The 12,910-nt window shown below is 36.7% G+C and carries 12 protein-coding genes; 6 read left to right on the plus strand and 6 right to left on the minus strand.

All coding sequences use genetic code 11. The features are described from left to right. Positions 1 to 174 precede the first annotated feature (174 nt). The 5 genes from C1634_RS05410 to C1634_RS05430 all read right to left on the minus strand — a co-directional run bounded on the left by C1634_RS05410 (position 175) and on the right by C1634_RS05430 (position 6,155). The gene (locus C1634_RS05410; RefSeq protein WP_109738010.1) at positions 175 to 1,209 is read right to left on the minus strand and encodes a phosphotransferase enzyme family protein; all 1,035 of its coding nucleotides are present in this window, start codon (positions 1,207 to 1,209) and stop codon (positions 175 to 177) included. Further along, complete coding sequence (locus C1634_RS05415; protein WP_103231989.1) at positions 1,200 to 2,114, minus strand: nucleotidyltransferase family protein; 915 nt, start codon at positions 2,112 to 2,114, stop codon at positions 1,200 to 1,202. Before C1634_RS05415 ends, C1634_RS05410 begins: the two co-directional genes overlap by 10 nt. Next, positions 2,104 to 3,501: a Gfo/Idh/MocA family protein gene (locus C1634_RS05420; RefSeq protein ID WP_109738011.1), complete on the minus strand. Its 1,398-nt coding sequence runs from the start codon at positions 3,499 to 3,501 to the stop codon at positions 2,104 to 2,106. Before C1634_RS05420 ends, C1634_RS05415 begins: the two co-directional genes overlap by 11 nt. A gap of 375 nt (positions 3,502 to 3,876) precedes the next feature. Next, positions 3,877 to 5,412, minus strand: a complete 1,536-nt coding sequence (locus C1634_RS05425) for a M61 family metallopeptidase (RefSeq protein WP_109738012.1) — start codon at positions 5,410 to 5,412, stop codon at positions 3,877 to 3,879. A gap of 50 nt (positions 5,413 to 5,462) precedes the next feature. After that, the gene (locus C1634_RS05430) at positions 5,463 to 6,155 is read right to left on the minus strand and encodes an AIM24 family protein (RefSeq protein ID WP_103231985.1); all 693 of its coding nucleotides are present in this window, start codon (positions 6,153 to 6,155) and stop codon (positions 5,463 to 5,465) included. A gap of 662 nt (positions 6,156 to 6,817) precedes the next feature. Between C1634_RS05430 and queA the strand changes: the two genes are divergently transcribed. The 6 genes from queA (at position 6,818) to C1634_RS05460 (ending at position 12,534) form a co-directional block, all read left to right on the plus strand. Continuing rightward, positions 6,818 to 7,867: a tRNA preQ1(34) S-adenosylmethionine ribosyltransferase-isomerase QueA gene (gene queA / locus C1634_RS05435; protein WP_103231984.1), complete on the plus strand. Its 1,050-nt coding sequence runs from the start codon at positions 6,818 to 6,820 to the stop codon at positions 7,865 to 7,867. 40 nt (positions 7,868 to 7,907) lie between these two features. After that, on the plus strand, positions 7,908 to 8,255 hold the full coding sequence (locus C1634_RS05440; RefSeq protein ID WP_103231983.1) for a four helix bundle protein: 348 nt from the start codon (positions 7,908 to 7,910) through the stop codon (positions 8,253 to 8,255). A 34-nt stretch (positions 8,256 to 8,289) separates the two neighbouring features. Continuing rightward, positions 8,290 to 9,324: a 23S rRNA (adenine(2503)-C(2))-methyltransferase RlmN gene (rlmN, locus tag C1634_RS05445; protein WP_103231982.1), complete on the plus strand. Its 1,035-nt coding sequence runs from the start codon at positions 8,290 to 8,292 to the stop codon at positions 9,322 to 9,324. 73 nt (positions 9,325 to 9,397) lie between these two features. After that, positions 9,398 to 10,348: a sterol desaturase family protein gene (locus tag C1634_RS05450; RefSeq protein WP_109738013.1), complete on the plus strand. Its 951-nt coding sequence runs from the start codon at positions 9,398 to 9,400 to the stop codon at positions 10,346 to 10,348. Positions 10,349 to 10,605: 257 nt separating this feature from the next. Then, on the plus strand, positions 10,606 to 11,484 hold the full coding sequence (locus C1634_RS05455; protein WP_109738014.1) for a hypothetical protein: 879 nt from the start codon (positions 10,606 to 10,608) through the stop codon (positions 11,482 to 11,484). A 72-nt stretch (positions 11,485 to 11,556) separates the two neighbouring features. After that, positions 11,557 to 12,534 (plus strand): polyprenyl synthetase family protein, encoded by a 978-nt coding sequence (locus C1634_RS05460; protein WP_103234349.1) that lies wholly within the window; start codon positions 11,557 to 11,559, stop codon positions 12,532 to 12,534. Between the two features lies 1 nt (position 12,535). Here C1634_RS05460 and C1634_RS05465 read toward each other — a convergent pair whose 3' ends face one another. After that, positions 12,536 to 12,829: a hypothetical protein gene (locus C1634_RS05465; protein ID WP_103234351.1), complete on the minus strand. Its 294-nt coding sequence runs from the start codon at positions 12,827 to 12,829 to the stop codon at positions 12,536 to 12,538. Positions 12,830 to 12,910 lie beyond the last annotated feature (81 nt).

Genomic DNA, 12,910 nt, shown 5'->3' on the forward strand with positions numbered 1-12,910 from the left:
AGAGATTTGAGAGTGGGAGAGCTTTAGAGTTTGAGGGTTTGGGAGTGAGAGGATAAACGCTAGATTTCTACGGAATGACAAACAGAGCGCTTTATCTATTCGTACATTTTATCATTCCGTAGAAATCTAAAGATCATATTTAATCCTTAGTGAATGATTGTAAGATATTGAAAATTAATCAATTATTAAATATTCTCTCAGTCCTTTTAAAAGCTCTAGCTGGTTTTTTGTCCTGTCCAGATTATGTTCAGGATGTGTGATAGAATAATAGGTGCTTCCATTCAGATAATCAGTTAAAAAACGAAGTTCCTGGATATAAATGGCGACTTGTGCCGCATAATCAAGATTCTCAGATTCTTCAGGTGTCAATTTTTCCTTTAGATAGAATAGAAATCCTTCTTTTACAACTTTATACATTTCAGAGTTGAAATTGTTTACAGCACTTCCGTCATCTTCATGGGTTGTATTGGTGTAGGATTGAATCATCGTTCCAAAATCATATAGAATAGTGGAAATCATCATGGTATCCAGATCAATGACAGCTAGCGGATGATGATTTTGATCGAAGAGGATATTGCTGATTTTTACATCCGCATGGATAATTCTTTTGGGAATTTGATTGCTTTTCTCCATTTCGATCCATTGATCAGGTAAGGACAAAAGCTGGTTGGTGATTTCTATTTCAGCCTTTGCGTTTTCTTTTAAATGAGGAGCTGCATCTTGTAGAGCTTTTTTATAATCTGAAATCCTTTTTTCAAAATTAAGGAAATTGGGAAGGGTATCTTCAATAGCAGGGAGCTTTTCAGTATTGACGGTGGTCAGGAAATAACTGAAGGTTTTAGCTGCTTCAAAAGCCGTCTGTAAAGATGGAGCGGTAAGAAAGGTAATGCTGTTTTCTACGAAACTTAGCATACGCCATGGCTCATCATTAGCATCTTTTACCAGAAGTTGATGGGTAAGAGAAGGGATAGGCTCTATGATTTGAAAATGATAATGATTTGACCTGAGAAGTTCATTAATCATCAAATGATTATTGATGATGACCTCCGGCTGTTTAAAAACATGATGGTTGATCTTTTGCAGGATAAACTTTTTCCCTTGATCTTTATCTTCCAAAAGGTAAGTGGTATTGATCAATCCGTCATTGATAGGGGAGAGATCATAGTTGTCAGTACCGATAAACTCAATGATAATATCTTTTATTTCCATAAATCTTCCGGGTATCTGTTGTTTTTAATCTCTGAGATCAGAAAATCCTTAATTTCTTTTTTATCATCAGCATAAGTGACCCCCATCCATTGCGAAGGAGAGGCTTTTACCTTTACCTGTACTCTGTTTTCATCCATCATTCTCTGTACGGCAGAAGGAATATAAAACTCCTGGTTCGGCAGAGGATCAGATTCGATAAAGTCATAAAAATACGCTTCCAGGTAGCAGAAAATATGAGGATGGAAAATAAAAAAGTTCATCGAGACCAATGTGTCGGGATCTAATTTAATATTTTCTCCATTTTTAATATAGATAATCGAATTATTGATGATTTGAATGGAAGTTTGTTCTTCAACGTTTATCAGATAATTTTCAGAATCCAGCGTACATATTCCTCTTGCTACCGCTCCGTGGCCGCTTAATGTGGTGCCTACAGGATAAGCAACCATTCCTAGCTGTGTGTCTGAAATATGGTGATGATTAATTTCATATGCCGCCAGTTGATAAGCTTCTTTTCCGTAAAAATCATCTGCATTGATCATGACAAAAGGTTCCTGTATAGAATATTTGGCACAAAGCACAGCATGAGCAGTTCCCCATGGTTTTTCACGCTCAGGATAATCAAAACCTTCCAGCGAAATAGGAATACTGTCCATTTCCTGGTACACCCAATGGAGCTCAAATTTTTTTGCTGTTGAGATGCTGTTGAGTCTTTCAATATAACTTTCCGGAATCAGCCTGTTGACAATAATGACCACTTTTTGGAAACCGGCTTCCAGGGCATCGAAGATAGAATACTCCAGAATCGGAGAGCCGTTATTCAGTATACCATCCACTTGCTTGAGGCCTTTATATCTGCTGCCTAATCCGCCTGCTAATATGAGTAATGTTTTCTTAGAACTCATCGGTCATTCCAAATACAGGTTTACGGGTCTTCCATTTTCCATTGGTAAAATCAGGGATATCAACTACCTGACCACCTTTGGCAATAGACTCTTCACTCAATGGCGTAATCGAATACCACAATGCAAGATCATACACATCCATCGGGAATTCTATATTTCGTTTGATACATTCAATGAAAGTATTCATCACAAAGAAATCCATTCCGCCATGTCCTGCTCCTGCGGCAGAACTTTCAAACTTCTTCCACATTGGATGATCGTATTCTTGCATCCATTTTTCTGTATTATCCCAACGGTGGGTATGGTTCATTGTTTTTTCAAAATAAATATGTCCCTGGTTGAAGTCTCCCCATCCGAAATCCTGCCACAGTCCTTCAGTTCCCTGAACCCGGAATCCCAGGTCATAAGGTCGCTGCAAACTTGTATCATGAGTCAGAAGGATGGTTTCCCCATTAGCACAGGCGATCTGAGTGGTGACTATATCTCCCTGGTTGAATTTTACTTTGGCACTTGGGTGATTTTCTCCTCCTTTAGGATGTTCAACGATATATTTGTGAAGCCCTACTGATTTTGAGGAAAATGAAGATAGCCTTGTTAAACGATTTCCTCTGTTGATGTCCATCATCATGGCAACAGGACCTAATCCATGAGTTGGATAAAGCTCTCCATTGCGTTTCACATAATGTTCAGTTCTCCATTTTGCCTCACTGAATCCTTTTTCTCCAAATTCAGCACCGGAATTGTAAGGAGTAACCCCGTCGTTGAAAAGGACACCCCTCAGATCATGCTGATAACCACCTCTTCCATGCACCAGTTCTCCAAACATTCCTTTGCGTACCATATTCAGGATGGCCATGATATCTCTTCGGTAACACACGTTTTCCATCATAAAGATAGGAACTTTCGTTTCCTCATATACCTTTACGAATTCCCAGCAGTCCTGAAGCTTTATCGCTCCGGAAACTTCCATGCCCACAATTTTTTTAGCACGCATTGCCTCTACACCTTGTGTAAGATGCCATTCCCATGGAGTAGCAATGACAACAGCGTCTATTGTTTTTAATTGTAAAAGATTTCGATAGTCATATTCCCCATTGGAAAACTCCTTAGCTGCCGGTTTATTATTGTCTTTTAATATTTTTTGAGATGCAGCAAGCATTCTTTTCTCGGGATCTGCAAACGCTACAATCTCTACATCATTACGTTTTGCAAGTAATTTGACATGTTCCTGACCACGAAGACCCACCCCAATAAAACCAACACGGACTTTTTTATCTGTTTTAAAATCATTGGAATAAGCAAATAAAGAATTGGGTAAAACCAAGGCTCCAAAACTTGCCAAAGCAGCTGTTTTAAGAAAGTCTCTGCGGGAATTGCTATTGTTCATCTATTTTTTTTCTTAAATATATTAAAACTTTTGTAAATCCCGATGGTGTGATGGAGAATAAGGTTGTGAGATTTAGGATGCGAGGGGGAGATGTTTGAGGGGTAGAGAGTGAGAGAGTTTATGAGTTAGTGGGTTGAGATTATAAGCGTATAGATTCCTCCGGAATACAATCTAAGCACTTAATCTATCGATCCGCACACTTTGTCATTCCGTAGGAATCTGAATATGATATATTTATTGCTTGGAAAAAAATCTGAAGTTTTTTGGATGAAAGAGTTTGAGAGTGGGAGAATTTAGGGTGTTTGAATAGGGAAGTAGAGCTAAATAAATTTTTACTATTCAGCCCTTTTCCCTTTTATAATTTCGTTTAAAAATCTATTGATTGATCCATGCTTTTCTTAAAGCCAGTTGTTTTGAATCAGGATTAGGCAGAACACTTACTTTTCCTGTAGTTTCATCATAGTTAAAACCTGCTTTTTCCAGATATTCTTTCAGAGGAAGAGGCTGGGCACCTTCTATAAAATCTCGGAAAAATGTACGTATTTCCGGGTAAGTCATTTTTGTAATTTCATCAAATAGGTCATCATCATTGAAATACTTTCCTTCTCCATATTTTTTCATAAGCAGCTGCATCAGATCCTGAGTTCCCATTTTGCCATTAGAAAGTTCTCTTAATCTTATATCCAGACATAGCCCGAGTAAGGGTCCTTTTTGGTAAAAATTCATGTACTGGTCCTGCCTTTCCATTGCATTTTTACTGATGTCTGTAAAAGAAAGCTTATTGTCAAACTCTTTCATGCCGTGTATCTTTTCTTCTATGCTTTTTTCAAAATCTTCTAGACTGATCATTTTTTGTTTGATAGGCATATGAATTGTAGCATATTCGGTCATACCCTCATACAGCCATAGATGTTTAGACATCACAGGATTCAGGAAATCATAATGCTGAATTTCTCCTGAATGGATGTTGAGAGGAGTAATAATATGAAAAAACTCATGGGAGGCCACTCGGTTTAAAGCATTCGGAAGGAATTTCATACTTCCGGAACGGTATAGGCACACTGTAGATTGGGCATGTTCCAGACCGTCTCCAAGGAACCCGCTTTCATTGGAAGATTCATAATAAATCAAAAAGGCATATTTGTCTACCGGTAATGTTCCTCCAAGATACGCCTGCTGGTTTTTCAAAATGTTCTCTATCTCATGAGCTATTGTTTTGGAATAATGTCTTTCCTTTTTATTATAGAAGGATACAAGCACTTTGGTATGCCCTATTTTCAGCCATGTGGTATCGGGAACAGAATATAAAACGGGGGAGTCTACCAATTGTCGGTAATCTTTTGCCCAAACCCTATCCGTAGTTTTGTTTTTCTGTTTATAATCCAAAGCAGATGAAGCATAAAAACCCTTGTTTTTGGTAATATTAATTTGATACGGAATATCTTTCATTTCTTCAAAATATCCCACCAAAGAATTATAATTGATGACAAAAACGCTGTCTTTTTTAAACATGCTGCCTGCAGATCTGGCCTCATTGGATTCCTTTTCCAAAGAATCCCACCCATCTGCTACCTGGTAAGATATGGTAGCGACGTGTTTAAGATCATGTACCATCCAGCTATTTTTATCCAAACGCTCGGTAACAATTTTTTTTCCGTTTTTATCAGTAGCTGTAAAATGAGAAACATACTGTCCGAAATTCATCGCCTGATAAAATCCGGGAACCAGCTTGGGAATAATAAACTTACCCTTTGTAAGATTATTCTTGGGCGGAGCAAAAGATACCTTTACCTCATCATTAGACATATGAAGAAGATCTATGTGGTATTCATAATTCTTCTTTGGTGTTTGGGCGATCATCATATTAGAGAATATAACGACCACGAAAAATAGCTTTATAAGAGTCTTCATCTGCTACTATTTAAATTATTGTGAAAATATAAAATTACCTGTAAGAGGGCTTATTTTTCCATATAATAAACTTCTTCGTAAGGCTGGATCAATACCCATCCGTGTCCTGAAAATTTCATCTGAAACTCTTCACCGCTGCCTCTTCCCATTAAACTCTGAAATGAAATATTGGTTTTCAGCTCCGGGCTAAGGTTTCCGGACCATGCCACCGTAGCATTGGGATCTGTGAAAACAGGAGTGTCAGGAGTAACCAGTAAGGTCAAAGGATCGCCGTGAGTGGTAATTGCAATATGTCCTGTACCTGAAAGTTTCACCTGGAAAAGACCGCCGGACATCATTCCTGCAATACTTTTAAGCATAGTGATATCACTTTTTATGCTTTGTTCATGAGCAAGCACATCATTTCCGTTTACACAGACTGACTCATTATTCAAATAAAGAATACGAACTTTCTTCCCAAAATCAGCGACATACAGCTTACCTGTTCCTTCCGCTTTCATCAGTTTTGCTCCTTCACCGCTGATGGCTTTCTTCAAAAAATTGCCAATTCCGCCAGCCAGCATTCCCTGTCTTTCAAAATTGACATTCCCCACGTAGCTTACCATGCTTCCTTTTTTCGTCCATACTGCCTGGTTATTAAGGTTGATTTCCAAAAGATGCTTGGTTTCCAGTTCAAAATAATCTCTTTGTTGAGGATTCTCTTTCGTTTCGTTGATAAATGCTTCTATCGAATATTTACTCATAATGATCTATATTTAATTTGTTGTTGTTATACTGTTCCTGTTTTATTTTGTCGGGTTTGTATCTCTTTTGTTACTTTTAGAATTCAAATCCAACAATTTATATTCTTAGAAATTGACATTTAGTTTTAAATATTTCTATTGACCAGATTTTATAAACAGACAGAAGATCGTTGCTGAAAAGGGCATGAAAATCCAGTTTTTCATCCGGGTTAATGATCCTGATTCTTCTCTGTTTCCCACAATAAGTTGATGATAAAGTGCAGTGATGATCATTTTTTCACCCTATTTTGGAGGGCCAATCGGACAAATCTTCATTTTCTCCAGAGTCTCTATCTCGATTATTTGGGTAATAAGCTTTAGTTTTTAAATGAAAATTAAACCAGGCAAAGTCAATCTCATCGATCTTCTATAATTAGTTGAATATGAAAAATTTATGACCTACAGGATCCGGATGATGAATGGAGTAGATTTTACTTATTTGTTCAATATTGAATTTAAATTATCCTGAAAATAATCTTTTTAAGCTTTAAAAATCCCCATAAAATCAGGGTTTTAAATTTGATTGTAAATAATACTTGACAAAGGGGTATTCAATGTCGTATATTTGCACTCCGAAAATTACACCTTGTAATTTCAGTAATTTTTAAACCGTAATTTAAAAAATGAAAACATCAGATTTTAATTTTGATCTTCCTGAGGAATTATTAGCAGAACACCCATCAGAGCACAGAGATGAAGCTAGATTAATGGTACTTGATAGAAAAACACAAACTATCGAGCACAAGTTATTCAAGGATGTAGTGGACTATTTTGATGAAGATGATTTGTTTATCTTCAACAATACGAAAGTTTTCCCTGCACGTCTTTACGGAAATAAAGAAAAAACAGGTGCTAAAATTGAAGTTTTCTTATTAAGAGAGCTTGATAAAGAAACAAGAGTTTGGGATGTTTTAGTAGATCCTGCAAGAAAAATCAGAATTGGTAACAAATTATTCTTCACTGAGGATGAATCTTTGGTTGCTGAAGTTATCGATAATACAACTTCAAGAGGAAGAACATTAAGATTCTTATTCGATGGTTCTTACGACGAATTCAGAACGAAATTAAAGGAATTGGGAGAAACTCCACTTCCAAAATATATCAAAAGAGCTGTAGAACCTGAAGATGCAGAAAGATATCAGACGATCTATGCAAAAATAGAAGGAGCAGTAGCTGCACCTACAGCAGGTCTTCACTTCTCCAGACATTTGATGAAGAGATTAGAGATCAAAGGAATCAATTTTGCTGAAGTTACTCTTCACGTAGGATTGGGAACATTCAACCCGATTGAGGTGGAAGATCTTTCTAAGCACAAAATGGAATCTGAAGAGATTATCATTGATGAGAAAAATGCTTTAATTATCAATAAAGCAGTAGAAACTCACAGAAGAGTTTGTGCAGTAGGTACTACTACAATGAGAGCGTTGGAAACTTCTGTTTCTTCAAACAAAAAAATCTCTGCTTTCAACGGATGGACGAATAAGTTCATTTATCCGCCTCACGATTTTGGAGTTGCTACCTCAATGATCACAAACTTCCACACACCGAAGTCTACATTGCTTATGATGATTGCTGCGTTTGCAGGAAGAGATTTCATTATGCAAGCTTATGAAGAAGCCATAAAAGAAAAGTATAAATTCTATTCTTATGGTGATGCCATGTTAATTCTATAAAAAAGTAAAAAGAGCCAAGTTAAAAGTAATACAAGTAGAAATGAGACAAAATGATTTACTTACAAGAACTTTTACATTTGGAGTTAATTGTCTTAAGTTTTTAAGAACACTCCCAAATGATTCTGAAAGTAAATTAATAAGATTCCAGCTCGGAAAATCAGCTACTTCAATAGGCGCTAATTATGAAGAATCCCAAGCTGGATCTTCTAAAGCTGACTTTAAAAATAAAGTAAAAATTGCTTTAAGAGAAGCAAGAGAAAGTCATTTTTGGCTTCGGGTTTTAGAAGAACTAGATGGTTATGATTCTGAAGAATTTAAATCTTTATTGAATGAAAGTAACGAGTTGAAAAACATTTTGGCTGCAATAGTTAACAATACTAAACTTTAGAAACCTTTTACTTTTAACTTGGCTCTTTAATATTATGAAAGATATCCGTATATTATCACTAGATCAGCTTAAAGACTACTTTGAATCTTTAGGTGAAAAACCGTTTCGTGCGAAACAGGTCTATGACTGGCTATGGAGTAAAAACCTCCATTCGATTGATGAAATGACGAATCTTTCGAAATCACTTCGTGAAAAAATTTCAGAAGAATATACCATCAACCCTGTTTCCGTAGATCTTCTTCAAAAAAGCTCTGACGGAACCATCAAAAACGGCGTGAAACTTCATGACGGACTGATGGTGGAATCTGTTCTTATTCCTACAGAAACAAGAACTACAGCCTGTGTATCGTCACAGGTGGGATGCTCATTAAACTGCGAATTCTGCGCTACAGCCAAACTGAAAAGGATGAGAAACCTTGAAGTAGCTGAGATTGTAGATCAGGTAGCACTTATTGACACCCAAAGTAAAATGTACTTCGACAGACCGCTTTCCAATATCGTATTTATGGGTATGGGAGAACCGATGATGAATTACAAAAACGTAGTGGAGGCCATCAAAAAAATTACCCAGCCGGAAGGATTGGGAATGTCTCCAAGAAGAATTACCGTTTCTACATCCGGTATTCCTAAGATGATCAAAATGCTTGCAGATGATGAACTGCGTGTGAAACTGGCTTTGTCCCTTCACTCTGCAATCGAATCCAAGCGTAATGAGATCATGCCTTTCTCTGATAAATTCCCGTTAACGGATATTATGGAGTCCCTTCAGTATTGGTATCAAAAGACAGCTTCTGTCATTACTTTTGAATATTGTGTATGGAAAGGAATCAATGACGGAGATGAGGATATCAAAGCTTTAATCAAATACTGCAAACAGGTTCCTTCAAAAGTAAACCTGATTCAATACAACCCGATCGGGGATGGAAAGTATGACAAGTGCAACAAACAGGCGGAAGAAAACTATATTCGTCAGCTTGAAAATGCAGGGATTACGGTAATGGTCAGAAGAAGCCGTGGAGGGGATATAGATGCCGCCTGTGGGCAATTGGCCAACAAAGCAACAGATTAAAATTTCCTTAAAAAAAAACCAAATATTTTCTTAAAAATAGGGTAAGCCATACCTTTGCAAAAATTATTTTGTGATGATGGATTTTCTTATGAGTGAGGACGGGCTGGAAAATGTATATGCATGGTCTATTCCGTTGCACGCTGCCGTCATTTTAGCCGAAATGATTTACAGCCATGTTTCAGAAGCTAAATTATATAGTGGAAAGGACCTCGCTACCAATGTTTATCTGGCACTGATGAACTTTGGCTTAGACCTCATCATGAAAGCATTTGCCATGGGCGTAATGTTTTTCTTTTACAGCCACAGACTTTTTTCATGGGATTTTAGCGTATGGTATTTATTAGCATGTTTTATAATCACAGACTTTGCCTATTATGTACTGCATTATGTTGACCACCGCTCCAGAGCCTTCTGGGCAGTTCATATCACACACCACAGTTCAGAATATTTTAACCTTACAACAGGCTTCAGAAGCCCTGTATTGCAGCCGCTTTACAGATATTTATATTTTTCACCGCTTGCGTTTTTAGGATTCAATCCATGGCATATTATGGTTGCCTATGCTATAGGACAGGTATATGGGACATGGGTACATACACAGACTGTGAAGAGGCTGGGATTTTTAGAATACATTCTGGTAACTCCTTCTCATCACCGTGTACACCATGCATGTAATGTGAAATATCTGGATAAAAACATGGGAATGTGTCTGATTATTTGGGACAAAATATTCGGAACTTTCCAAAAAGAAGACCCGAATATACCTGTAAAATTCGGAATCTATCCTAAAATGCCAGACAACAGACCGGATACCGTTCTTTTTTATGAATGGAGAAAAATCTGGAAAGATCTTAAACAGCCGGGATTAAAATTCACAGACAGAATCAACTATATTTTCAATGCACCGGGATGGAGACATGACGGAACCGGTAAGACGGTAAGACAATACCAGAAAGAGTATTTTGCAAAACAGGCGAAAAAAAATGAACAACAACAAAATCAGAAAGAGCAGAAAACTGCTTAACTTTTGATTTAAAATCAATAAAAAATCTGAAGGAAAAGCGGGCTATTTTAGCTCGTTTTTCTATTGTAGGAAATGGGTTGGTTGAAGAGTGACAGAGTAAGTAAAAAAGCAAAAGATAAAATTGCAGATCAACTTTTGTTTCCTACCTATCAGCTATTCTACAACCCACAACCCACAACCCACAACCCATAACCCGCATCTCAAACCCTCAAACTCCCCAACTCCCTCAACTCGTAATAAAACCCTACTTTTGTCTTATGAAAAAGTTTCTTTTGATCGTTACTCTTATTATTACTCAATCTGTATTTTCACAGCAGGCTGACTTCCTGAAAATAAAAAAATATAGAGTTAATCATCTGGATGATAAAATCAAAGAAACGTCAGGATTGAATCTTCTGAACGGAAAACTCTATACTTTCAACGACAGTGGAAACGACCCCGAATTGTTTGAAATCAATAAGACATCAGGGGAAATTGTAAATGTCTTAAAAGTTAATGGTAAGAATAAAGATTGGGAGGCGCTTACGAACGATGGGACTCATTTTTATATAGGAGATTTTGGAAATAATGGCGGGAAGAGGAGAGATCTTGAAATTTACAAGGTGCCTTTTCAGAATGACAGCCTTCAGAATAGTCAGATAAAAAAAATACAATTCCAGTATCCGGAGCAGGATGATTACGCATCCGGTTATTTAAAAACAGATTTTGATGCGGAAGCGATGGTCTATGCTCATGGGAAGATTCATCTTTTCACCAAAGAATGGTCCGCAAAAGCTGTGACTCATTATATCATAGATCCGGAAAAAGAAGAGAAGCAGGATGCTGTAAAAGTGGAATCCTATAAGACCAATTTCGTGGTTACAGATGCTGCTTATTTTGATAAAAAGCTTTATTTGGTGGGGTATACCAGAAAAACAGAGGTCTTTTTGGATATCTTTACAGAAACAGAACCAGGAATATTTTTCAAAGAAAGACCCAAGCATTATTATCTTGGAACAGCACTTTCAATAGGACAGATCGAAGGAATAAGTGTGGATGAAAATGGAATTTATATTTCCGGGGAAAAATTCAAATCTCCATTGGGAACTACAAAACCCTCTTTTTATTTTATCCCGAAAGAACAAGTCAAGGATTAATTTTATCTTAAAATTGACCGAAAAAAATTATCTTTGTGAGAATTAATAATTATTCACCCAGCATCCCAGATTGTGGCAAACATTGTAGAAGAGATTAAACGACCCATCAATGATGAAATGAAACTTTTTGAACAGAAGTTTTATGAATCAATGCAGAGTAAAGTAGCTTTATTAGATAAAGTAACCCGTTTTATTGTTACCACCAAAGGAAAGCAGATGCGTCCTATGTTTGTGTTTCTTTGTGCCAAGCTGGTAGGTGAGGTGACAGAAAAGACCTATCGTGGAGCTTCGATGATTGAGCTGATTCATACCGCAACTCTGGTACATGATGATGTGGTGGATGAAAGTTTCAAACGCCGTAATTTCTTTTCTATCAATGCTCTATGGAAGAATAAGATTGCCGTTTTGGTAGGAGATTATCTTTTGTCAAAATCAGTTTTATTATCTACAGACCATAAAGATTACGACCTGCTTGGGGTGATTTCCAGAACGATCCGTGAGATGTCTGAAGGAGAACTTCTTCAGCTGGAAAAAGCTAGAAAGCTGGATATTACTGAGGATGTTTATTATGAAATTATCCGTCAGAAAACAGCAACTTTGATTGCTGCTTGCTGCGAAATAGGTGTTCTTTCCAACAGTACAGATGAAGCGCTTGCTAAAAAGATGCTGGATTTCGGAACCTTTACCGGAATGGCATTTCAGATCAAAGATGACCTTTTTGATTACTTAAGCTCAAATGTGATTGGAAAACCTGTAGGAATTGATATTAAAGAACAGAAAATGACACTGCCTTTGATTCATACCCTGAAGAAAGCCGATGAAAAGGATAGAAAATACTATTTCGATACCATAAAACGATATAATAACAATCCCAAGCGCGTAAAAGAGCTTATAGAATTCGTTAAGAGTTCCGGGGGATTGGAATATGCCATTACGGTTATGAAAGATTTCCAGCAGAAAGCAAAGGATATTCTTAATGAATTCCCAGATTCTGAAGCAAGAAAATCGTTACATAATATGCTGGATTATGTAATTGAGCGAAAATTTTAAACTAGATTATTTTCAGAGTTACAATAATAACAGCTAGAACTATACAAAATAAAGCTGTTAAAAATAAATAATCCGCAATATTCTCAAACGTGTATTCGCGCTTTCTATTGTTTGTTCTGATCGCCAGAAATGAAAAGAAGCAGCTGCACGCAAAAAGGATGCAGGCAAATCCTGCAAATTCGTCCAAATAGGTGTTCTGACTGATCTTAGAGATTTTCAATGAGGTGATAATGATCAGTGAAAAACCCAAAAGATTACTCGATGCATTCAAAATATGGGGTGACTTTTTTTCCATCTTTACAATTTTTTTCAAAATAAAGCACAATTTTTTTTATTATCAAATTTTTAAAAAATTTTATTAAAAATTAAAATTAAT

This window comes from Chryseobacterium viscerum (assembly GCF_002899945.2).
Classification (GTDB): domain Bacteria; phylum Bacteroidota; class Bacteroidia; order Flavobacteriales; family Weeksellaceae; genus Chryseobacterium; species Chryseobacterium viscerum.